Here is a 22,092-nt window from a genome sequence, read left to right on the forward strand (position 1 = left end):
GCCGGAACACCCCCGCGTCGGCGGGGAGGACCTGTGCGGGGTGAGGGCGCATGCCCGGATGAGCGGAACACCCCCGCGTCGGCGGGGAGGACCCGCCAAAGTGGGCAGATCCTAGGCCAAGCGCCGGAACACCCCCGCGTCGGCGGGGAGGACCTGTGCGGGGTGAGGGCGCATGCCCGGATGAGCGGAACACCCCCGCGTCGGCGGGGAGGACCCGTCCATGTAGATGCCGACGCCGCGCTGCGACGGAACACCCCCGCGTCGGCGGGGAGGACACTTCCTGACCTGCATCTTAGAAGGGGCTTTGCATTTCCATTGCCTTTGGTGCGGCAGTCATGCGGATCAGGGTAAGCCCGTCGAAGTCAGCAGGGACGCGGCGGCGAGTGCCGGCGGTTCGGACGGCGTAGCCCTGTTCGGTCGGGGCAGGGTGGACGAGGACTGCGGCGCCATTGCCCACGGTTTCGGTGACGGCTTTCCAGAGTTGGTCACGGACGCGGGCGGAGACGCTCCCGACGAAGATGCCTGGGACTACCTCGCTGGTCCAGCGGCTGAGTGCACCGCGGAGGTGATCAGGTACGGCCGTGGTGGCGATCACGAGCATGGACGGCATCATTCACCTCGGGCCGCGTAGTTGATGCCGGCAGGAAGTGCACCGGCCTGGGGGTCCCAGAGGTGGACCAGTTGTACGTCGCGCTTCTCCTGCGGTTCGTCTTCGTCGGTGGCATCCGTCGAACCCGGCGTCAGGAGGCTCTGGACGTCCCGGACGATGCGCGGGAGGAGCTTGAGGAGTCGTAGGTCTTCACGGAAGCGGCGACGGGCCTCCTGTTCGGGGTTGTCTGAGTTGTGGAGGGCGAAGGCCAAGGGAAGGGTCGTCTCGGCCTTGTAGAGGTCGGCGATGTCGTAGACGAAGGAGTGCTGCTTTCCGGTGTGGACGAATCCGAGGGCAGGCGAGAGGCCGAGTGCGAGCAGTGCGGCGTGGACGATGCCGTAGAGACAGGCGCTGGCCGCAGACAGGGCTAGGTTGACGGGGTCCTGGGAGTCCCACTGGTCAGGGTGGTAGTTGCGGCGGAAGCGGCCGATGCCGTGCTGCTGGGCGAGGATCTTGTAGAAGGCTTTCATCCGTTGTCCCTCGAGGCCTCGGAGTTGGTCGAGGGTGACGGTTTCGGGAAGTTCGGCGTCCTGGAAGCGCATGCGGTACATGCGGACGGCCACGTCGAGGCGTCGTCCGGGGTCGGACCAGCAGGCGACCTGCTGCTCCAGCCAGTGGGTCGTCAGGGAGTCGGAGAGGATGCCGGCGTAGGCGCGTACTCCGCCTGATCCGACGGAGACGACGGTGGTGCCGTGGCGGGCCAGGGTGTTCAGGGCAGGTGTGGTGATGGAGACGCCCGGACCGAGCAGGAGGCACGACAGCGCCGCGGTGGGGATGTAGACGAGGTCGGTGCGCTGGGCATCCACCTGGATCTGGGCGCAGACTCCGGTGTCGTCCTGTACGACGCGGACCATGTCCAGGTAGAGGAATGACAGGGAGTCGGCGACGCGGGGCAGCATGGCGAGGGTGGGCGAGGCGAGGCGCCGCCGGGCGTCGCCTCCCCTTCTGGGTGCGCTCATGCGGCCGGTGCGGGGGCCAGGCTGAGCAGTCCGGCTCCGTACGGCTTCCCCCGTCCGATGCCAGTCCGGACGGCGTCGTGGAGGGCGCCCGGATCGGCGACCGTCGCGGTGCCGTCGTAGCGGATCAGGCTGTGCCTCATGCCGTCGGAATCCTGCCTGCGGGGTCGGATCGGCGGCATGTTGGTGGGGGTGAGGACGTGGATCTGCAAGCCCGCGTCAGCAGCCCGGCGTAGCCACCATTGGTCGGCGTCAGCCCCGGACAGAGGCAGGATCCGACCGCGCTTGCCCCTTGCCTCCAGCGTGAGGCGCTCGCGCTTGGAGGGGTTGAGGACGATGCGGTAGCGAACAGCCAGCCCTTTGCGCAGGGCTGTGAACATGGGGGTGAGGCTCTTGATATCTGCCTTCCCGTATCCGGCTGGGAGTCGGGCCGGGTCGAGGTGGTTCGCTTGGACGAGGAGGGTGCTGGAGTTGTCGGTCTCGTCGAGGCGGTAGAGCAGGCCCGCCTGGCTGCGGGGGGAGTCGCCGAGGCCGTCGGGCACCATGCGCATCACCGTGCGGTGCATTTCGGTGGCGTCGCGTAGATCTCTCTGTACGTCGCGGCTGTGCGGATTGAGGCGGATCCGGGCGATCACCGGCTCGTCTTTCATGCGCGTTCCTCAGCGTGGGTGTAGTCGATCAGACGCGTGAGCAGGGTCTTCCGTGGTCCTGTCAGGGCGCGGCTGACCGGCTCGATGGTGCGGTAGAGACGGCGGCCGGTATGGGCCCGTCCGTGCTGGGCGAAGCTGACCGGCATGTCGTTGATCTCGATGACGTCAGCGGCTGCGCCGGGGCGGCCTTCCGGAAGGGGACTCTCCCGGAGGAACTGCACTGCGATCGTTTCCGCTTCGTGCTCACGGGGTTCCGGGGCGGTGAGCGGCACTCCGGTCAGCAGCTCCGCCTCGGGGTTGTCGACGTGGCGGCGCAGAAGGAAAGGCTCGTCGGGTGCGCATGAGCGTCGGCCCAGGTACGGCGCCCAGCAGGGGCGCCGTAGTGCTGACGCGATCTGCTCTGCCAGACGGTCGGGGGCGGTGACGGCGACGACGAAGACCGCATCGGACAGGTATTGGCGACGGGTGATGACGGCCGCGTCCTTGTTGCTGCCGCCGCTGGTGGCGGCAGTGCGTTCCTTGGGGAAGCCCCCGCCGACGGTGTGGTAATCCTCCAGGAGTATGCCGGGTCGGTCGACTCGCACCGTGAGCCGCACCTGCTCGTACTTCTTGAGGCCGGCGACGTCGGCGCGGGTGATGCCTTCAGCCGCGGCGAACATCCCCACGAGTGCAGAACGAGTCGGGAAGAAGGCGGTCTCCCGCACTGGGGTGAACGCCGAGCGTTCACCCCAGGACTGCAGGGGACCGGCCAGGCGCAGCAGCAGTCCACTCACTGCTGGGCTCCCGCGACCGTGCTGTCGACGGCGCTGATCGCGGCCTCGACGGCGGCCTCGACGAGTTGGTGGTAGGAATCGTGGGCGGCGCCGAGTCCCGCGGGCTTCTCCTGCGGGTCGATGACCGTGTGCCCGTGGAAGGGGCGGTAGCGGTCGCCAGTGAGCCGGTTGATGTTGACGGTGTACGTGTCGAGCGCCTGGCGGGACGGCTTGGAGAAGCCTCCTTGCCGGTCGGCGGTCACGGGAGTTTCGAAGGCGGCGGCCAGCGACAGCGGTCGGTGCTCACGCACCGCCAGGTATGCGAAGTCCGGCAGTGTGTGCGGTGCTGTCGAGTTCTTCTTGGCCTGCGGCAACGACATCAGGAAGTGCTCGGCGAACGAGGTCAGTACCGTGCGGGCGGCCTTGGCGTCGCCCTCGAGGTTCTTCAGCAGGTCGGTGACGTTTACGGTCGCGTACCGGTAGAAGACGCCGGCGGCGAATTCGGCGGTGTCCAGGTGTCCGCTGCCGGTCTCGGACTCCCCCAGCCAGTCGTCGACCGCGGTGAAGTAATCTCGCTGCGGCTCCGCTGCGTGCGTGGTGAAGGCGTGCGCGACCTGCGCGGCGCCGTCGACGTTGGCGTCCGGTAGCTCGGCGAGCATGCGGCCCAGCAAGCTGATGGAGGCGGTGCGCCGCTTGAGGATCTTCTCGATCGTGTTCGGGGGCAGTACTTGCGGGGCCTTGCTGCCCTTCTTGGCGCTCGCGGTCTTCGCCATGGCGGCCTCCAGTGCATCGCGGTGCTCAGCACATACAGTGGCGAGTTCCTCGATGGCCGCCTCCGGAAGGAACAGCAGCACCGAGGTATGACCGGCGGCCTCCAGACCAATGCCCTTCTTGCCGGCGCTCACCGCCACCTGGGCTCCTGCGAACTCGGCCAGGTCGGTGGGCCAGTCCGCCCGCTCGAGCGCCTGCTGCACCTTCGCCGGCACGAGACGGGTTCGGGCCGCCTTCTCCCCGAGGTCCTGCTCCACACCAAGGCGGATGGGCCGCTTCCAGGACTGGCTGGAAACTCGGATACGCAGCGCGTCGCCATAGCGCACCTGCTTCGGAGACCCGAGGTCATCGCGGTTCAGGTTCGCCACCGGCACCGACTGCAGGGCGTTCAGGTCCAGGTACAGAGTCATCGCTCGTTCTCCTCGGGAAGATCGATGGTGGGGTCGGTGAGACCGGGGTGGCTGGAGCGACGGAAGTACTGGTCGAGCCAGCGGGTGGCTGTGGAGTCGCGGTCCTGGGTCCACCAGGACAGGTCCTTCAGCAGGACCGCCCAGTCGACCGCGATGCCACCGCTCAGGAGTTGCCGTGTCAGGGACGGGAGCGTCCGGTGAACCGCATCGCTGCTCTGCCGGGAGATCAGGTGCAAGGCGCTCTCCGCCGTGCCCGGCTTCATGACGTCCTTCCTGACGGCCTCGCCGAGCGCGGAGCCCAGGTTCGGGCGCAGATACCAGGCTGTGGCCGAGGTGTTGGCCAGCTCGGTCTGCCGGGCGACGCGCGGGCGCGCCGCGATCAGCGAGGTCACCCCGTAGTAGGCCCGGCGGGTATCCGGGTAGCTGACGTCGTCGTGCCGGTGAAGCCAGGGGACGAGGTATCGGTGCATGTAGTTGCACCGCTCGACCGGCAAGCCCAGACCTCTGCGCAGCTCGGCACGGGTGCGGTTGTCCTGACACAGGTCGTGGACATGGGAGATGAACCTGTCGTGTTTCGGCGGCGCGGCGGCCACCGTGGAATCGGTCATGAGGCATCCCTGGCGCGGGGAATGGGTGAGATCGCCGACATGCGGTCGGCGTGCACTGGAAGGCTGTGGCCGGCTCAGCCGGCTTTGGGGATCAGGAGCGCGTGGAGCATGGAGCGCGCGCGGTGGCGGGCGCGCGCCACCCTGATGTCTGCCCGGCTGGACGGGCCGATCGCCTCGTCCAGCGCCGACAAGGCCGCATGGACGAACGGTTCCAGGGGGCGGTCCGTCCGCCGCTCAGACTTGGTCAGCTGCCAGAACTCGGTCTCGGCCTTCGGCCAGTACCGGGTCAGGGCGACTGAGGCCCAGGGGCCGGGTTTACGGGCATCAAGTTTGACCTTCGCCTTCGGCGAGGGATCGACGTGAGAATCCGTGGCAACCTTCCAGGCGACCCTGGCAGCGAAATCCAGCCGGTCGCTCACGTCTTCCGCTGAGCCATGGCAGCGCTGGATGTGGTGCGCCATCCCCTCATCGTTCTCCTCCAGCCAGCTCAGGACCCGAGGAGTTGTCGACGCGAACCAGACGCTGTCCTTCTGCTGGCCGTCCTGATCGAAACCGTAGGCGCGTACGCGCAGCGTAGACAGCAGCTTCTTCGGGAGTGCGCCAAGAGCAGGCGGCCTCTGGGTGTCCTGCCGGTCGTCCTTGAGCAGCAGGGCGTCCAGATCACGCCACAGCGCACGGGCACCGTCGGCCTCACGAGGCTGAAAGTTCCCGTCCTTGCGCCGTTCGAGGATCTGGTAGGGGTCCCGCACCACTTGGGGCTGTGCGTGCGTGGACCAGGTGATGTACGCGTTCGTCACCTGCCGACCATCCGGCGAGGGAAGGAGCAGCACCGCATGCCGGAACCGGGCTGTCAGCACCCCGCCCGGCCAGATCACCGGAGTCAGGGGCTTCAACGGGCTGAGAAGTTCCCCCTCCCACGGACAGACGTCCTCATCCTCACCGAGCTCCTCGTCCCGCAGCCTTGGTACGGCCAGGATCAGCGAGGTGAACAGGTCCTGGCCCCACGGGAAGTACGAGACCGACTTCCGCAGAGGTGCCGCATCGCTACTGCCGGTTCGGTCCTCGGTGATGCGCCGGGGTGTGCACTGGCCGGATGGCCCGAAGTAGAGCTGGGCGATCAGATGCCAGGCCGCCTCCGCGGCTGGCACGGGAACAGGAGCGGTGTCGGTGAAGTGCCCGAAAAGCACTGCACCATTGATGCCGGTGGGCCGTCCCATCACCAGCTTGTTCACACCCGACGGGTTCGGCGCGCCTTTGGCGTCCACACACTCCGTACGCAGCCGCGGGTCCTGGAGGAACGGCCGGTCCGCGTCGAACAGGTCAAACCTGCCTGACGGCACGTCCTTGTCGAAGTACCTGTCCACGGCCTCCGGATCGAATCGCTCGGCCCGTAGAACCCGTTGACGCAGATCGAGCCAGTCATCGACGTTCTCGGCGACGTCGAGGTCATCGAGACGTTCGTCTCCATCGGTGGCAACCCTGGCGGTGATCGCTGCCAGGATCCGCATCAGCCCTGCCGCTGCCGGCGGCACCGGCAGCTCCAGGTCATCGATCTCGTGGGCCTGCTTGAACAACTGCCGCAGTCCGATCCGTACCGACTCCCCAGTCAGTAATCGCACCGGAATCCACGGCTCGTCCCGCAGGTCGAACCCCCCAGACATCAAACAGCCCCCTTCGAACATGGTCAGCGCGAAGCAACACGGCAAAGCCCCCAGAGACCACTGCGTCGCGCTTCGCATTGAAGCAGCCAGCACTGACACAGGGGGCCCATTTCGTGCTGCCGTTCCAGCAGAGCACCGTTTTGTGCTGCATTCATCCAGATTAAGGAAGTTTGGAGATCGTGGGACGGAGTAGGAGGAGGGGTTCTTGATCGATTTGCGCCCTAGGCTCAGAGCCCGGCAGAACCTCCGCCCAACGCATTGGAGTTGACCCGAGGAGACCTCGCGCGCCGAGCTCCGATCGCACCCACCCCCTGCGCTTCGTCGGCACCCTGGGTGCTGGTGATCGCCATCATCGTCATCACCTTCAGGCCTGCCCCGTCCACCGTCGGGTCGTGCGTGCTTCTCTGGCTGGGGCCGGGAAGGCGTACCGCGGCTTCCCCCAGCAGCCTCGCGGCAGGCAGTGGTCTTACCGGGACGCCACCGTCCTTCCCGCCGATGCGAGGTGTTTCAGCGGGGCTGAGAACAGCTCAACGCCTTCCCCGCCGATGCGGGAGTGCTCCACGTGGGCTGCGCCCGGGTGCCTATTCGCGGACGAGGCCCAGGTCCTGATCCAGGCGCAATGCCTTGTCGCCGACCTTCACGGCCTGGGCCTTTCCTCGGCTGATCGGCTGACGGAGGACTCGAAGGTCTCCCAGCATGGGGTGCTCGGCCCATGACGTGGGCGGAGCAAAGCTCTCCGGCTCGGCGTCACGGAACCAGTCGGCGCGGACTGGGATCGTTCGGCGCATCACCTGCCGTACGGCTGCTGACGGCATCCTTCCCTCGGTGGTCGCTTCAGGCAGCGGCAACGTGCCCTCGACATCGAAGGTCAGTAGGCCGTCCTCCTGCGCGTAGGCACACAGAAGGCGTACCGAGTCCGCGCCCAGACGAGTCGACACCTCCCACTCATCCTCTTCGCCCTCCATGTCATGCAGGTCGTGGAGCTCGGCGATCTGCCGGGCACGGCGAACGGCGCACAGAGCAGCCATGCTCCGCTCTGCCGTCTCCTTGCCCTTGTGCTCTGCCCAGTTCTTCGCCTCTCGGCTGCCCGGAGCGTTCCAGGCGAAGTCCTCGCTGTCACCGTGGACAGCCTCGACCAACTCCTGCACGTCGCCCGGAATGGCGATGCCAGCCCTTTCGATTTCGGCGAGCTTTCGCGAGGTCTTGCCTAGCAGGTGCTCGGAGTACACCTCGCCCCACTGCACCGGCATCCGCCCACCGCCCGACAAGGGATCGAGGACGACGAGACGCGGCTCATCCGCCCATTCTGGCCGGCCGATGCCGTCGGGGTACCCATGGTTCTGCCAGTGCTTCTCATGCCGCCAGCAGCGACCCGCCCGCTGCAACAACAAGGAAAGGGGGGCAAGGTCACTGATGACGATGTCCGCGTCCAGGTCCAGAGACTGTTCGACGACCTGCGTAGCCACCACGATCCTCCTGGCCGGTCTCGGACCGTTTCGGCCGAGCCCCGCGGTGACATCGGCCGTACGCTCCTCCCGCACGTCTCCAGGGAAGCGGGCGTGCAACAGCTGCACATCGCCCCCCACCTCATGGGAACGACAGTCGATCTCCTCGCTGAGCTGCCGGTACGTCTCCTGCGCTTCACCAACCGTGTTGCAGACCACCAAGGCGGTACCTCCGCAACGCGTTGCGACCGGCTCCAGCAGTCGCTTGATCACCGCGATCCGGTGCGCCACCCCACCCTTGTCCCCGTGGACGACTCGCTCAACGTCCACCCTGAGCCGCATGTTGCGCATAAGCGCCTGCTCCACCTGACGAGCTCGAGACATCTGAGTGCAGCTGCCGGTCTCGCCGTCCACGTACAGCCAGCCCGGGTAAGGAGCCGGGAAGGTCCGCCGCTTCAGCGCCGTCGACTTGTGGCCTGCACCCTGTAGGTACTCCTTGATCAAACGGTCGCTGACCGAACCCGGCAACGTCGCCGACAGCAGCACGACCGGCACCCCGTAGAAGCCGAGCCAGTTCAACAACCGTCCCAGCAGCACCTGCATGTAGGGGTCGTAGGCGTGCGCCTCGTCCACGATAAAGGTCTTGTTCGAGAGAGCCAGCATGCGCAGAGCGTTGTGCCGCACAGGCAGGACAGCCATCAGCGCCTGGTCGATCGTCCCAACCGCGAACTGCGCCAGCAGCGGCCGCTTCGATCCACGCAGCCACCGCCCCGGCCGCATGTCGGCCTCCCAGCGGCCGCGCCCCGCCGGAGCCTCATCTCCGTCGCAGGTCACCACCGCCTCGCGAACCAGGCCCTCGTCGGCATAGGCACTGCTCAGCCACGCCATGCTGTGCACCAGGGTCAGCCCGGCATCCTCCCCCGACTGATTCCGCAGCGTCCTGGCAACCCGGTCGTACATCTGATCACTGGTGGCCATCGTCGGCAGCAGGAACGCGTACCCGTACGTACCGAAGATCTTCGACAGGATCCGCTCCGCCTCCAGCGCGGTCTCCGACTTACCGTCACCTGGAGCAGCCGTCACCAGCATGACGCCTCCATGCCTTCCGGCACCCGCCGCTGCGGGCAGTTCATCCATGACCGACTGCTGCAGGGGATTCGGTTCCCCCACGATTCCGTATGCCTCGGCGAAGTCCCTGCGCTTCAGGCCCACCGGCGTCAGCCCGGCCTCCCGCAGCAAGGCGACAGCGTCCGCCTGCGAGCGCCGGAAATGCTCGGTCAGTGACGGTTCAAGCTTGAGCTGACGCTTTTTCAGGTAACTCTCCTGGCTCACCAGCCAGTCCGCGAGGATCACTACCCCCGTCGCCAACACGGCTGCCGGGGCCTTGAACGCCCCAGGCGCCGCAGGAGCCCCCAGCGCGTCGTACACCGCCGTGGCGTGCGCAGCCCGCTGCCCGGCCCACGCTGCGTCACCGAGGAACGCCTTCCAGACACCGTCGTCCAGGCGGTGGAAGCGGCCGTGATGACCGCCAATAATCTCTGCCACGCGAGCCGTGGCGCGCATCTCGCCATCGTCCTCGAAACCGAGCACTTCCAGCACCTCGGCCGTGGCCGTCATGCCCGCCACGTCATGCCCGGCCCTTACGGTGGCCATCTGCTGACTGCTTACAGCCAGTTCACTGCTGAGGAACTGCGCAGCCCGCGGTGAACAGAATTGGAAGCCCGACAGCTTCCCGATGTCGTGCAGGCCGGCACACAACCCGACGAGCGCACGAGCACGATCCAGCTCCCCAGCCAGATCCATCCCTTCAGCTACACACATCCTCTGGTTGTCCGCCAGGTAGACATCCCACAGATGTAGCGCCATGGCAGCCGCATCAAGAAGATGTCTCACCAACGGGTAAGGAGGCAGTGCCGGATCCAGCCCGCGGGACTTCCCCCACACAGATTCATCCGGCACGTTCTGGCTGCACAGCACGTAGACCCCCTCCACTCGGCAACTCGGCCTCTACCCAGCAGTACAAGTAGCGCCGCTACCAAACGCAGCCAATCCAAGCACTCAGCACTGACATTGACGCCGATACTCGGATTCCGGTGGCCGTACCTCCGGGCACTTACGCGGGCATCCGCGCTCGTCTCGGCAACCCTGTCAGCCTCAGGCTGGATAAGGTGATGCCATGCGACTCCCCGAGCGCCTCACCTCATCAGGAATGGTAAAGATAATGCAAAGCCCTTCTTGAGGCGCAGGTCAGGAAGTGTCTTCCCCGCCGACGCGGGGGTGTTCCGTTCTTCATGCCGAGGCGTGCGGATTCGGTGACGTCTTCCCCGCCGACGCGGGGGTGTTCCGCTGCCGTCAGTCGGTCCAGAACTGGAGTCCGGGTCTTCCCCGCCGACGCGGGGGTGTTCCGTAGGGGGAGCCATGCAGTACAGCGAGCCGCTCGTCTTCCCCGCCGACGCGGGGGTGTTCCGTTGGACGGCACCGTGCGCGACATCGAGACGCCGTCTTCCCCGCCGACGCGGGGGTGTTCCGCAGCATGTCGTTCACGTCGGATCGCTTCGTGTGTCTTCCCCGCCGACGCGGGGGTGTTCCGCTTGGTGACGAACTGGGGCACGGTGTGGGTGTGTCTTCCCCGCCGACGCGGGGGTGTTCCGTCCCTCGGCGGCCTTGGCGGCGACTTCGAGAAGTCTTCCCCGCCGACGCGGGGGTGTTCCGCCGAGGGCGTCCAGGGTCTGGCCGAGGGTGCGGTCTTCCCCGCCGACGCGGGGGTGTTCCGCCACGCTGCCGGCGTGCTGTCCGGGCTGCCCAGTCTTCCCCGCCGACGCGGGGGTGTTCCGACAGGGGACAGCCCGCGCATGACCTTGCCGAGGTCTTCCCCGCCGACGCGGGGGTGTTCCGGCCGGGGCCTTCGGCTTGGCCGGTGCGGTGGGGTCTTCCCCGCCGACGCGGGGGTGTTCCGAGGCCGGCCGCGAGGTGCGCGGGCAGCATCTTGTCTTCCCCGCCGACGCGGGGGTGTTCCGGACTGCATGTCCTCCATGGAGCGGACCGCACGGTCTTCCCCGCCGACGCGGGGGTGTTCCGCGTGTGCTCGGGGTGTGCGGGCTCAGCTGCTGGTCTTCCCCGCCGACGCGGGGGTGTTCCGTTCTCGACGGGTGCACGGTCCTCGTTGGTGCTGTCTTCCCCGCCGACGCGGGGGTGTTCCGGTAGTGGTCGCGGAGGTCGAACTCCTCGCCGCGTCTTCCCCGCCGACGGGGGGTCCGACCACGGACATTTTCGCGGAGGTGTCGAGTCGTCTTCCCCGCCGACGCGGAGGTCCGGCTCTCATGAACCTGTCCGTGGGGAGCAGCGGCCGTCCTCTCCGCGCAAGAAGAGGTGTATGACACCGAGTAAGAGTTGCCCGCCCCGGGTCCTGTCCGCGCAAGCGCACTCACAGCCACCGAGGCCCCGTTGTGGAATCCCTCCAAAGCCGTAACACCACCTACATGGCGAGCGGTCCCGCCGCAGAGCTTTCGCGCCCGCAAACCGCCGACTGCCGGACACCAGCCTCATCCAGGCTCCAGGACACCCGTCGACATGAGCCCGGACACACATCAAGTCCAGGAGTCCAGAAACTGATGATCCATCAGAAAAGTCAGCATTGGGTCAGCATTGGTCCGGCTAGACCTGGCCACACCTGGCGACACCTGCACTTGCCGGCAGGACGCAAGCGCCCTTCATTGCAAACGTGCAAATGCGAATCACCTACAACGTGCAGGTCCAGGTCACACGCACACCACCCCCGCCCTCTGCGTGCGCAAGATCTCCTGCTCAGCGCGTACGACCCCGCGGTTTCAAGGATCCGGGCGGCAGTTCAGGAGCGGACAGGCGCCCCCCTTCATACCCGTTCACGTCCCCAAACCTGACCCCCTTCATCCAGTCCTCGCGTGCGCGACTGATATCGTCGTGCGAACCAGCGATGAAGTTCCACCACATGACGATCTCCTCCGCGAACGGCTCACCTCCGAGCAGCATGACCGCCGCGTCGGAGGTGGCGCGCAGGGGCAGTTCGGTGCGGCCGCAGCCCAGGTAGAGCATCGAACCGGGGAGGACCGGCACACCGTCCACGTCCGTTTCGCCGGACATCGCGAGCACGGCGTACTCGAAGTCCGGGTCGAGCGGCAGCCTGGCTTCCGCACCGGCGGTCAGGGACAGATCCACACCGACGATCGGGGTGTAGGTCCTGCCAGGTGAGGCCGCGCCGTCGAGCTCTCCGAGGATGACCGTGGCGGTGAGACCCGGCGCGGTGACGACCGGAAGATCGGGATGGTGCTCGAAAGCCGGCTCGACCTGCCGGTGCGCTTCGGGCAGGGCCACCCAGAGCTGAGCACCGTGCAGATACCTGGCGTGCGGCCTGGGGCTCTCCTCCGAGTGGCTGATCGCCCGGCCTGAGGTCATCAGGCCCAGTTCACGGGGGCCGATGCGCTGGAGGCTGCCCAGGCTGTCGCGGTGCAGGACCTCTCCCTCGTGGAGCCAGCTCACCGTCTGAAGCCCCATGTGCGGGTGTGGTGGCACCTGCATACCCGGCTCGTCGGCGATGTCGTCCGGACCGTAGTGATCCACGAAGGCCCATGCGCCCACCATGCGGCGCCCCAGGTTGGGCAGAAGTCTGCGCACCTCGGTGGACTCCCCGAGGCGGACACGGCGGGGGGCGAGGAGCTCGCGCACGGGTTCGGCGACGACGAAGCCGCGCCCGCCGCACACGGCGGGCGCGGCCTGTCGATCGAGATTGCTCATGGCGCCCAACCTATTCCCGCAAGGCCGTCGCGCGCCCGTTTCCACGTCGAATATTTAGTGGAATGTTTAACAACCTCTGGGTGTTCACCTCCCTGACAGGCTCTGCTGCCGAGGAGGAGAAGTGGACGAGACCTACTACGAGTTCGGTACGCCGGCGGACCGCTGGGACCGGGCCCGGATGTTCTTCGAGGCGAAGGAGTACGTCACGGCTGCCCGGATCCTGGGCGGCCTGGTGGAGGAGATGCCCGAGCAGGTCGCCCCGCGACTGCTGCTCGCCCGGGCCTACTACCACTCGGCTCGGCTCACCAGGGCCGAGGCCGAGCTGCGCGAGGTCCTGGAGCGCGATCCCGTCGAGGAGTACGCGCGGCTGATGCTCGGGCGCACCCTGGAGCGCCAGGGCCGGGACGCCGAGGCGGCACCCCATCTGCGGCTCGCACACGCGATGGCGGGCGACGTGCTGGGCACGTCCGGTGCCGGGGAGCGGCGGAGGCCGGCCTGACTCCTGACGGACCCGCAGCGTGCCGGTGGTCCGGCGGCTCGCGGACGACCGGGCCCCGCGCGGGTGGTCCGACGGTGTTCGGATGACCCGGCTGTCCGGATGTCGCCTCAGCCGGGGGCGCCGCTCCTCCGAGGTGTACCGCCCCCGGGGTGCCGCTCCTCCGAGGTGTACCGCCCCCGGGGTGCCGCACCGCCGAGGGTGTCGTTCCACCGGCGTGACACCCCGCCGTACGCCGGGAACCCCGCCGCTCCCCCGCGTCAGACGGTGGACCCGGGGTTCGCGGGGAGCACGATCGCGGTCACGGCGAACCCGTCTTCGATCAGCCACTTGCCTTCGTAGACCCTGGGCATCCCGGGCGCGGTCCGTGAGAGCTCCGCGGTGAAGGTGCCCTCGGTGAGGGGCGCCCGGGTGCGCCGGAAGGTGATGTCGGCCTCGCCGAAGTCGAGCTCGATCCGGGTGAGGGGATACCACGTCTTGAAGACGCTCTCCTTGGCGCTGAACAGCAGCCGGTCCCAGTGGATCACCGGGCCGTCCGCGTCAAGAGGCGGCCTGGCCCGCTCGGCGGGCAGCGAGATCAGGTCCCACACCCCGGACGGAAGCGGCTCGTTGGGCTCCGCGTCGATGCCGACCGCCCGCGCTTCGGTCGCTCTGGCGAGCGCTGCGGCGCGGTATCCGTCGCAGTGCGTCATGCTGCCGACGGTGCCTTCGGGCCACAGCGGTACGCCTCGCCGCCCGGACAGCACAGGCGCAGGGGGGATGCCCAGGACGGCCATCGCCCGTCGCGCGCAGACGCGCACGGACGCGAACTCGTCCCTGCGGCGTTCGACGCTAGCCTCCACCAGCCGGGCCTCCTCCGGGTACAGGCTTCCCGCGGGGGCTTCCTTCTCGTGGGTCTCCGCGCACGCGACGTACCCGGGAAGGAGGCGCTCGATCACGAGGGATCCCCCTTCGGGCTCTCGGGCTCGCCACCGGTGTACGGCAGGATCTGGCGCAACAGCCCGCGAGGGTGACCGCGCTTGCGCCATTCGCGGGGGTAGCCGATGGACACCTCCTCGAACCGGACGCCGTCGTGCCAGGTGGTACGGGGGATGTGGAGGTGCCCGTAGACGACGGCGGCGACGTTGAACCGGCGGTGCCAGTCCGCGGTGAGTTCGGTGCCGCACCACTGGGCGAACTCCGGATACCACATCACCGAGGTGGGTTCGCGCAGCAAGGGCCAGTGTCCGGCGATCACGAGGGGTACCGAGGGGTCGTGCCCGGCGAGCCGCTGTTCGGTGTACGCCACCCGCGCCCGGCACCAGTCGTCACGGGCCGGGTAGGGGTCCGGGTGCAGCAGGTATTCGTCGGTGCAGACGACGCCCGCCTCGCGGGCGCGGGCGAGCGACTCCTCCTTGGTCGTCGTCCCCGGCGCCCTGAAGGAGTAGTCGTAGAGCAGGAAGACAGGGGCTACGGCCACCGGCCCGCCCTCTCCGGACCACTGGGGATAGGGGTCCTCGGGCGTGCTCACCCCGAGTTCACGGCACACCCGTACGAGATGGTCGTACCGCGCCTGGCCGCGCAGGCGCACCGGATCCTTGTCGACCGTCCACAGTTCGTGGTTGCCGGGGGTCCACACCACGTGGGCGAATCGTCCGGCCAGCAGTTCCAGTGTCCTCTCGACCTCCTCCGCCTGTTCGGCCACGTCGCCCGCGACGATGAGCCAGTCGTCGTCCGAGGACGGGAGGAGCCGGTCCGCGATGGGCCGGTTGTCGGCGATCCCCACGTGGATATCGCTGACCGCTAGAAGGGAACTCATTGTTCGAATTTATCGTCTCGCCGCCGTCTTCGGAGCCGAGGTCTCGACATGCCCGCCGTTCGGTCCCCCAGGATGATTGGCTCAGCACGTCGGGGGAATACGGCGACAGCGCCGCCGGGGCCATCCGGAGCCGCAGGGTCCGGTGGTGCGGGACGGAACAGGCGCGCCGGATCGCGCACGCCACGGACGGAAGGACCGCAGATGCCCATCGCCACCTACGACCTCGTCGCCCTCGACTGTCCGGACCCGGCCTCCCTCGCCGCGTTCTACCAGGGTGTGCTGGGCGGTGAGATCAAGAATTCGGACGAGGACTGGTACGTGCTGCACCTGCCCGGCAACGCGAGGATCGCCTTCCAGCGAGCGACGGACCACCGGCCACCGGAGTGGCCCCGGGGGGACCGTAATTCACAGCAGGCGCACCTGGACTTCGACGTGACGGACATCGGCCCGGCCGAGAAGGAGGTTCTGGCGCTGGGCGCGACGCCGCTCGACCTCGACGACCAGGGCGGCGGGCGCCCGTTCCGCGTGTACGCGGATCCGGCGGGGCACCCCTTCTGCCTCTGCTGGGAGTGACCCCCGTCGGGAGGCCGGCGCGATGCCGGCGTCCCCTCGGTCACAGGCGTCACAGGAATGGCAGGCGTCACCGGAGTCACAGACTTCGGAGGCGGGTCCCCTCCCAGGTTGTCGCCGGCCGGCCTGCCCGGTTTCCGGCATTCCCTCGCGGTGGGGCGCATCGGGGGCACGCGCTTCTACGCGCGTGCCCCCGATGCGCCGTTGCCTCCCGCATGGAGGGCGAGCGGTGGGGAATGCCTCTCCCATTCGCCCCTGAAGGCCGATTCGGGGGCCGTGGAAAGGGCGGACATCATGGCGGATTCCATCGAACCTGGTGGGCCTGCACTCGTGGCGACGTTCTGCGGTCAGTGCAACTGCGGTTGCCCCCAGCTGTTCGTGGACGAGGCCGCGTCCCCGGACCGCAGGATCGTGATCACGGACGACTTCGGCCAGCGGGTGCAGATGAGCGCCGACCAGTTCGGTTCGATCGTCGAGGAGGCCAAGGCAGGCAACCTGGATCCGGTGGTGGCGGGGCACGTGGTGCCCGCAGGGGCCTGACGGGCGGCCGCACGCGTCAAGTGCGGCCGCCCGCGGTCCCGCGGGCGGGTGTTCCTGACCTCAGGTGACACCCGCGGAGCTTGTGGGCGGTCCGTGTTCCGGACCGCCCACAAGCCTGCCTCACCGGCTCACGCCTGCACGAGCGGGAGTCCGGCGAGCGGGCGGTCGAGGCTGTCCTGGGCCGCGCGCCGGACCTGTCCGTCCGGGTCCTCGAGCGACGCCATCAGCATGCGCAGCGCTCTCGCCACGTGTGAACGGACGGTTCCGGCGGGGCAGCCGACGACCATGACGGCCTCGGCGTAGAGGGATCGCAGGATCCGGGCGGGTACGAAAGCCTCGCGACGGCCCGGCTGTACCGCCGACAGCAGATCGGCGAGCAGGATCCCCATGTCGAGGCCCGGCACGTGGGGTGACTGGGTCCGCTCCGCTGCGCGCTGCCGGTCGTCACGTCGTAAAGCCGTGGCCGGGCGGCCGCTCGGCGAAGGCTGTCAGCGACGGTGCGGCGGGCGATGGCCAGGAGCCGGGGTGCGCGCGAAGGACGTGCCTTCGACGCCGGTCAGGGCGGTGAACGCCCGGAGCAGGACTTCCCTGGGTGAGGTCGTCGGCGGCCTGGGGTCCGCGCTGCTGAGGAAGGCGACGGACCGGCGGACGTCGTGACGGAGCGCTCGTACGAGGCGGTCGGCCTGCTCGGGGTCGCCGTCCCGTACCGCCGGCGCGAGCCGTGTCTCGTCCTCGTCGGAGAGCGACCAGCACGCCTGCGTAGACGTGCGGGCGCGGGACCAGTGGGCGGAGGGACGACCAGGCGCCGCGCATGCGGAGGTTCGGGCCGACCGGTGCCGGGGCGTCGTCAGGAGGGCGGACAGCCGGCTCGACCGACATGGCCGGGCTCCACACTCCGGGCGGGGATGAGCGGGCCGTGACCGGCCGGTCGAGCAGCCGGACCGGGACACCGCCCGCTTCCCGCGTCTCCTGTGGTCTGCGTCACACAGGCCTGCCCGAGGTGGCCCGGTCCCCCCGGCTGATCCCGCTCAGCGCTCACACGCCCTGCGGAGCGGGCGGGAGGTGCCGGGACGCGGCAGGCACCACCGGCGCGCACCGGCCGGACGCCCGCCGCGACGGGCCGGGTCTTCACATCCCGGGAGTACAGTCACCCCTGCCCAGCGGCCCCGACCACCAGGTGAAAGATGACCAGCCACATAGACACAGCAGTCACGCACAGCAGACCCGACGACGCCTTCCACGCGGAACGGGCACAACGCCTCCGCAGAAGACTGGAGCGCCTGATCGGGATCGCCGCGACCGAGGGGAACAAGCTCGTTCCGCTCCGCAACGGGGACGAGATCTTCGGCTCGATGCTGGAAGCGATCCGCAGCGCCGAACACACCGTGGACATGATGACGTTCGTCTACTGGCGCGGTGACATAGCCCGCGAGTTCGCGGAGGCCCTGTCGGAGCGGGCCCGCGCCGGAGTGAGGGTGCGACTCCTGCTCGACGGGTTCGGATCACGTCTGATCGAGAAGGACCAGCTGGCGCTGATGGACGAGGCCGGGGTGGAAGTGGCCTGGTTCCGCAAGCCGCTGTACCTCTCGCCCCTGAAGCAGAACCACCGCTGCCACCGCAAGGTCCTGATCACGGACGAGGAGACCGCCTACACGGGCGGGGTCGGCATCGCCGAGGAGTGGTGCGGTGACGCGCGCGACGAGACCGAGTGGCGCGACACCCATGTGAAGGTGCAGGGACCCGCGGTGGACGGACTGGCCGCCGCCTTCGCCCAGAACTGGGCGGAGTGCCACGACGAGCTCTTCACCGACCGCGACCGGTTCGTCGAGGTCTCCTCTCCCGGTGAGTCGGTCGTCCAGGTCGTCCGCGGGTCGGCCGGCTTCGGCTGGCAGGACATGCAGACCCTGTTGCGCGTCGTCATCGAGTCCGCGGAGGAGCGGATCCGGCTGACCACGGCCTACTTCGCGCCGGACGAGTACTTCATCGGCCTGCTGTGCGACGCCGCCCGTCGGGGTGTGTCGGTGGAGATCTGCCTCCCCGGGCCGCACACCGACAAGCGGGTCTGCATGCTGGCGGGCCAGAACCACTACGAGGCGCTCAACGCCTGTGGCGTGCGGATCTACCAGTACCAGCCCACCATGCTCCACACCAAGGTTCTGACGGTGGACGGTGTCGCCTCACTCATCGGTTCGACGAACTTCAACCGCCGTTCGATGGACCACGACGAGGAGGTCATGCTCGCCGTCCTGGACCGGGAGTTCACCGTCACTCTGGACGGGCACTTCGACGAGGACATCGAACGCAGCACCCTGATCGACGGGGCACGCTGGAAGCGCCGCCCGCTCGTCCAGCGGCTGCGGGAGGCGTCCGTCATCCCGATCCGGCGCTGGCTGTGAAGCGCGAGCGATCGCCGGATGCGTGCTCCGCACCGGCATGAGAGCCGGATCTCCCTGGTCATCGGGGTGTGACGCCTGCCCACGGGGGCATACGGGCTGGCACCTGCCGTTCGTCAGGTGAGGTGAAGGGAGCGGTCCATGAGCGAGTCCGTCGGGACACGGCCGGAGACGGCCACGGTGATAACGGAGCCTGTACCCGATCTGCAGCTCCAGTTGCTCATCCAGCTGCTGGACAGAGAACTCCGCTCCGGTCTGCCGATCACGCTCGCGGTGGCCGGCGGAGTTCTCCACGGAGATGTGATCGGGCACGAGGCGTGGAAGGCGGACTGGGCGAGGAGTCTGCGCCAGGTGGAGGGCGAGGGCGCGAACCTGATCGCGGAGTTCCCCGAGACGGTGGACCAGGGGATCAGAGAGCTCGTGGCCGACGACGGCGGCGCTCTGCCGCGCTGGATCCATCTGCGGGACGCGACCCTGGTCCTCGGCGGCACGGGATCGCTGCGTCTCCCCCTGTGGCGGGGGCGCCTGGCCGACGTCTCCGGCTGGGCTCTGGGCAGGCCCCAGTGACCGCAGGTCCCGGTGACCACAGGCCCCCGAGACGGCAGGTCCCAGTGACCGCAGGCGTCACCGCAGGCCCCAGTGACCGCCGGCCCCAGTGACCGCCGGCCCCGAGACGGCAGGTCCCGGTGACCACAGGCCCCCGAGGCCGGCGTGGTGATCTGCCGGCCTCACCTGCCGTGGTGGGGCCGCCGGGGCAGGAACGCGAAAGACGCGGTGTGCTGAGGGCCTGCCGGTCGTCAAGGTGTCGTCCTGACGACCGGCAGGCCCTCAGGTCCGCCTACGGGCCCGATGCGGCGTCCAGTGCCGCGACGAGCCAGTCGTGCGCCGACCCGGGTGTCGGTTCCGGCGGGCGTCCGTGTACGGCGGTCAGTTCGGCCGTCAGCTCCCAGTACCGGTCGATCCTGGGATCGGAGGCGAGCTGCCGCGACAGCTCCCGGCGGAAGCCCGGGGTGTCCGCGGTGGCGCCGGCGCTCGCGTAGGCGTCGACGAATCCGTCCAGCGCCTCACCAGGGGCCGGCCGCCGCCCCCGCCGCATCTCGGCGCCGGCCAGCTCGTACGCCTCGGCCAGGCCGGCGTACAGCACGGCGGAGGCCCGGGCGTCGGCGGTGCGGTGAGCTGCCGGCTGGGTCGGTGCTGATCCGCCGCAACTGCCGGTGACCAGCGCGTTCAACCCCGCGAAAGCCAGGACCTGTCCCGGTTCCGGGTGCTCCGGCGGCTGCGGGACGGCGATGTCCATGAACGCGGTGACCGACCGGGCCGGCATCCGCGGCGGCAGCCAGGCACGCCAGAACCGGACCAGGGGGGCCGTGCTCGGCGGGGCCGCCAGTGCGGCGACCAGTCGCAGCCGGTCCGCGCGTTCGGCGGCCGGGCACTCCTGCACCGAGCGCAGGGCCGCCTCCTTCCAGCGAAGCGCCCTGGCCTGCGAGCCCAGCTCGCGCAACTGCCCGGCCACGGCTTCCTCCAGAGCGCCAGCCGCCCCGCCGGAGGCGTCCTCCTCGTCGAGCACCCGGCGCACCACGGGGAGCGGCAGATCCAGTTGCCGGAGCGAGCGGATCATCCGCAGGCGGTCCAGGGCCCCGGACCGGTAACGGCGGTGGCCGCCGACGCTTCGGCCGGCCTCGGGCAGCAGGCCGTTGTCGGAGTAGAACCGGACCGTCTTGACACTGACTCCGGCACGCTCGGCGAGTTCGCCGATTCCCCACAACCCGTCGTAGGACGTCACCACTTGAACCTCCCTCAGGGGGAGTTCCTACCGTACCGGCGACGGAACGGCCGACCCGGCCGGTCCGCTCCGAATCGCGTACCGAGGAGAATCAGTGACCACGTTCATTCTGGTGTCCGGCATGTTCACCGGTCCGCATGTCTGGGACGGCACGGCCGCACGGCTGGCCGAGGCGGGAGCGGATGTGCACGCCGTGGCCCTCAGCGGGCTCGGTGGTGCCACAGACGCCTCCGGGGCGGCGGGGGTGGTGGACCTGGAGACCCACGTCGCCGATGTCGTCGCGGCGATCGACGGGGCCGCGCGGACGGCCGCGGGCGGGATCGTGCTCGTGGGCCACGACTACGGCATCCATCCCGTCGTGGGCGCCGCCGACCGGCGGGCGGGTTCGGTCGCCCGGATCGTGTACCTCGACTCGGGACTGCCCCAGGACGGAGTGCCCGCTCTCGCCGCGGTGGCCGATCAGGGGCTCCGGGAGAGTGTGCTGCGCAGCGCTGCCGAAGGGGATCAGGGGGCCGTCCTTCCGCCCCCGTCGCGCGGGGAGTGGCGGCTCTGGGGCAGCACCGCGGATGTCCCCGCTGCGGAGATCGACCGGCTCACGGAACGCGCCCGTCCTCAGCCTCTGGGAACGCTGCTGCAGCCGCTCCGTCTGACCGGAGCGGCCGACGGTCTGCCCAGGTCGGGTGTGCTGTGCGTCGGCAACGGTGCGAGCATCGCCCTCGTCCAGGCTCGTGTGAATCTGGGTGAGCCCACTCTGCTGCCGCTGCTCGACGCCGGGTGGGCGTTCCTCGAACTGCCCACGGGGCACTGGCCGATGCTGTCGGCACCGGCCGCCCTGGCAGACGCGCTGCTGCGGGCCTCGGCGGGCGAGGGCATCCGCCTGACGGCTCCGGACGCCGCGCGGCCGCCCGCGCACCTGGGGCCGTTCCCGATCGATGTGCCGGAGGTGCCGCGTGAACGCACCACCAACATCGACCTGTACGTACCGTGCGCAGCTCGAGGTCCGCACCCCGCCGTGGTGTTCGTCCACGGCGGGCCGGTGCCCGCGGAGGCCCGGCCGACCCCCCGCGACTGGCCCGTCCTCCAGGGATACGCCCGCGCGGTCGCCGGTCGCGGGGTGGTGGGCGCGATCCTCGACCACCGTCTGCACTCCCTGAACGACTACGAACGGGCTGCGGCCGACGTGGCGGACGCCGTGGAGCGGGTCAGGGCCGATCCGCGGGTGGACTCGGACCGGGTCGCGCTCTGGTTCTTCTCGGGCAGCGGTCCGCTGACCGCGGACTGGATGGGGAAGCCACCCGGGTGGCTGCGGTGCCTGGCGGTCAACTACCCGATCATGGCGGCACTGCCCAACTGGGGCCGGATCGGCGACCGGTTCCGGACCTCGGACGCCGTCGCACGGGCGGGCACCCTCCCCCTGGTGCTCGTCCGGGCGGGCCTGGAGAGCGCCGAGATCGCGGCCACGGTCGAGGAGTTCGAGCAGGCGGCGGCCGCCTGCGGTGCCGCGCTCGACGTGATCGACGTGCCGAACGGCCACCACGGTTTCGAGACGGTCGACCTGACCGAGGAGTCCCGCGAGGCGGTGCGCGGGGCGTTGCGTGCCGTGCTCAGCCACCTGACCACCTGATCCGTGTCCAGGAGGTCCGGCAGGTGGTGGGCTCCGCGACGGTCGGCCGCCGACGGGCCCGACAGTCCCCTCCCCGGCCCGGGGGGTGCGACTCGTGGAGATCCGCCCGAAGCCGGCGGGGGGCGCATCGGCCCCCGCACCGGGCGAGGAGATCCTTGTGGGGACCGAGGACGACGGCCTGTGCGAGGGCGACGAGGTGATCCGGAGGAGCCACGG

At 69.3% G+C, this 22,092-nt stretch carries 20 protein-coding genes and 2 CRISPR repeat arrays; of the genes, 7 read left to right on the plus strand and 13 right to left on the minus strand.

The window, feature by feature from the left end:
- Nucleotides 1-2: 2 nt before the first annotated feature.
- Nucleotides 3-276: a CRISPR direct-repeat array (repeat unit 29 nt; unit sequence CGGAACACCCCCGCGTCGGCGGGGAGGAC).
- Nucleotides 277-292: 16 nt separating this feature from the next.
- The 9 genes from cas2e to ACFXOA_RS26930 all read right to left on the minus strand — a co-directional run bounded on the left by cas2e (nt 293) and on the right by ACFXOA_RS26930 (nt 12,672).
- Nucleotides 293-610: a type I-E CRISPR-associated endoribonuclease Cas2e gene (cas2e, locus tag ACFXOA_RS26890; protein ID WP_385033665.1), complete on the minus strand. Its 318-nt coding sequence runs from the start codon at nt 608-610 to the stop codon at nt 293-295.
- The gene (gene cas1e / locus ACFXOA_RS26895) at nt 610-1,548 is read right to left on the minus strand and encodes a type I-E CRISPR-associated endonuclease Cas1e (protein WP_385033769.1); all 939 of its coding nucleotides are present in this window, start codon (nt 1,546-1,548) and stop codon (nt 610-612) included. The genes cas2e and cas1e overlap by 1 nt, the downstream gene beginning before the upstream one ends.
- Nucleotides 1,549-1,604: 56 nt before the next feature.
- Complete coding sequence (gene cas6e, locus ACFXOA_RS26900; RefSeq protein WP_385033668.1) at nt 1,605-2,255, minus strand: type I-E CRISPR-associated protein Cas6/Cse3/CasE; 651 nt, start codon at nt 2,253-2,255, stop codon at nt 1,605-1,607.
- Nucleotides 2,252-3,028 (minus strand): type I-E CRISPR-associated protein Cas5/CasD, encoded by a 777-nt coding sequence (gene cas5e, locus ACFXOA_RS26905; RefSeq protein ID WP_385033671.1) that lies wholly within the window; start codon nt 3,026-3,028, stop codon nt 2,252-2,254. The genes cas6e and cas5e overlap by 4 nt, the downstream gene beginning before the upstream one ends.
- The gene (gene cas7e / locus ACFXOA_RS26910) at nt 3,025-4,188 is read right to left on the minus strand and encodes a type I-E CRISPR-associated protein Cas7/Cse4/CasC (protein WP_385033674.1); all 1,164 of its coding nucleotides are present in this window, start codon (nt 4,186-4,188) and stop codon (nt 3,025-3,027) included. The genes cas5e and cas7e overlap by 4 nt, the downstream gene beginning before the upstream one ends.
- The gene (gene casB, locus ACFXOA_RS26915; protein WP_385033677.1) at nt 4,185-4,796 is read right to left on the minus strand and encodes a type I-E CRISPR-associated protein Cse2/CasB; all 612 of its coding nucleotides are present in this window, start codon (nt 4,794-4,796) and stop codon (nt 4,185-4,187) included. Before casB ends, cas7e begins: the two co-directional genes overlap by 4 nt.
- A 74-nt stretch (nt 4,797-4,870) precedes the next feature.
- The gene (gene casA / locus ACFXOA_RS26920; protein WP_385033680.1) at nt 4,871-6,457 is read right to left on the minus strand and encodes a type I-E CRISPR-associated protein Cse1/CasA; all 1,587 of its coding nucleotides are present in this window, start codon (nt 6,455-6,457) and stop codon (nt 4,871-4,873) included.
- Nucleotides 6,458-7,038: 581 nt separating this feature from the next.
- A complete protein-coding gene (gene cas3 / locus ACFXOA_RS26925) occupies nt 7,039-9,879 on the minus strand; it encodes a CRISPR-associated helicase Cas3' (RefSeq protein WP_385033684.1) in 2,841 nt (946 codons plus the stop codon).
- Nucleotides 9,880-10,158: 279 nt separating this feature from the next.
- Nucleotides 10,159-11,219: a CRISPR direct-repeat array (repeat unit 29 nt; unit sequence GTCTTCCCCGCCGACGCGGGGGTGTTCCG).
- A gap of 487 nt (nt 11,220-11,706) precedes the next feature.
- On the minus strand, nt 11,707-12,672 hold the full coding sequence (locus ACFXOA_RS26930; protein ID WP_385033687.1) for a pirin family protein: 966 nt from the start codon (nt 12,670-12,672) through the stop codon (nt 11,707-11,709).
- A gap of 121 nt (nt 12,673-12,793) precedes the next feature.
- Here ACFXOA_RS26930 and ACFXOA_RS26935 point away from each other — a divergent pair, with 121 nt between their 5' ends.
- Nucleotides 12,794-13,171, plus strand: coding sequence for a tetratricopeptide repeat protein (locus ACFXOA_RS26935; RefSeq protein ID WP_385033690.1), 378 nt, complete (start codon nt 12,794-12,796; stop codon nt 13,169-13,171).
- 257 nt (nt 13,172-13,428) lie between these two features.
- On the opposite strand, the gene ACFXOA_RS26940 is transcribed toward ACFXOA_RS26935, so the two are convergent.
- Complete coding sequence (locus ACFXOA_RS26940) at nt 13,429-14,106, minus strand: 4'-phosphopantetheinyl transferase (RefSeq protein WP_385033693.1); 678 nt, start codon at nt 14,104-14,106, stop codon at nt 13,429-13,431.
- Complete coding sequence (locus tag ACFXOA_RS26945; protein ID WP_385033696.1) at nt 14,103-14,966, minus strand: metallophosphoesterase family protein; 864 nt, start codon at nt 14,964-14,966, stop codon at nt 14,103-14,105. Before ACFXOA_RS26945 ends, ACFXOA_RS26940 begins: the two co-directional genes overlap by 4 nt.
- A gap of 201 nt (nt 14,967-15,167) precedes the next feature.
- Here ACFXOA_RS26945 and ACFXOA_RS26950 point away from each other — a divergent pair, with 201 nt between their 5' ends.
- Entirely contained in the window at nt 15,168-15,539 is a 372-nt protein-coding gene (locus tag ACFXOA_RS26950; protein WP_385033699.1) for a VOC family protein, read from the plus strand.
- Between the two features lie 291 nt (nt 15,540-15,830).
- Complete coding sequence (locus tag ACFXOA_RS26955) at nt 15,831-16,076, plus strand: hypothetical protein (protein ID WP_385033702.1); 246 nt, start codon at nt 15,831-15,833, stop codon at nt 16,074-16,076.
- Between the two features lie 128 nt (nt 16,077-16,204).
- On the opposite strand, the gene ACFXOA_RS26960 is transcribed toward ACFXOA_RS26955, so the two are convergent.
- Nucleotides 16,205-16,480: a hypothetical protein gene (locus ACFXOA_RS26960; protein WP_385033705.1), complete on the minus strand. Its 276-nt coding sequence runs from the start codon at nt 16,478-16,480 to the stop codon at nt 16,205-16,207.
- A 121-nt stretch (nt 16,481-16,601) separates the two neighbouring features.
- On the opposite strand from ACFXOA_RS26960, the gene ACFXOA_RS26965 reads away from it, so the two are divergent.
- The 3 genes from ACFXOA_RS26965 (at nt 16,602) to ACFXOA_RS26975 (ending at nt 19,036) form a co-directional block, all read left to right on the plus strand.
- Complete coding sequence (locus ACFXOA_RS26965) at nt 16,602-16,733, plus strand: hypothetical protein (protein ID WP_385033708.1); 132 nt, start codon at nt 16,602-16,604, stop codon at nt 16,731-16,733.
- Between the two features lie 527 nt (nt 16,734-17,260).
- Complete coding sequence (locus tag ACFXOA_RS26970; RefSeq protein ID WP_385033711.1) at nt 17,261-18,472, plus strand: phosphatidylserine/phosphatidylglycerophosphate/cardiolipin synthase family protein; 1,212 nt, start codon at nt 17,261-17,263, stop codon at nt 18,470-18,472.
- 138 nt (nt 18,473-18,610) lie between these two features.
- On the plus strand, nt 18,611-19,036 hold the full coding sequence (locus tag ACFXOA_RS26975) for a hypothetical protein (RefSeq protein WP_385033714.1): 426 nt from the start codon (nt 18,611-18,613) through the stop codon (nt 19,034-19,036).
- 271 nt (nt 19,037-19,307) lie between these two features.
- On the opposite strand, the gene ACFXOA_RS26980 is transcribed toward ACFXOA_RS26975, so the two are convergent.
- The gene (locus ACFXOA_RS26980; protein WP_385033717.1) at nt 19,308-20,255 is read right to left on the minus strand and encodes a MerR family transcriptional regulator; all 948 of its coding nucleotides are present in this window, start codon (nt 20,253-20,255) and stop codon (nt 19,308-19,310) included.
- Between the two features lie 91 nt (nt 20,256-20,346).
- Between ACFXOA_RS26980 and ACFXOA_RS26985 the strand changes: the two genes are divergently transcribed.
- Nucleotides 20,347-21,876 carry an alpha/beta hydrolase gene (locus ACFXOA_RS26985; protein ID WP_385033720.1) on the plus strand — a complete coding sequence of 510 codons (1,530 nt, stop codon included), beginning with the start codon at nt 20,347-20,349 and terminating at the stop codon, nt 21,874-21,876.
- Nucleotides 21,877-22,092: the final 216 nt, after the last annotated feature.

The sequence above is a fragment of the Streptomyces sp. NPDC059166 genome (assembly GCF_042755185.1).
Lineage (GTDB): Bacteria > Actinomycetota > Actinomycetes > Streptomycetales > Streptomycetaceae > Streptomyces.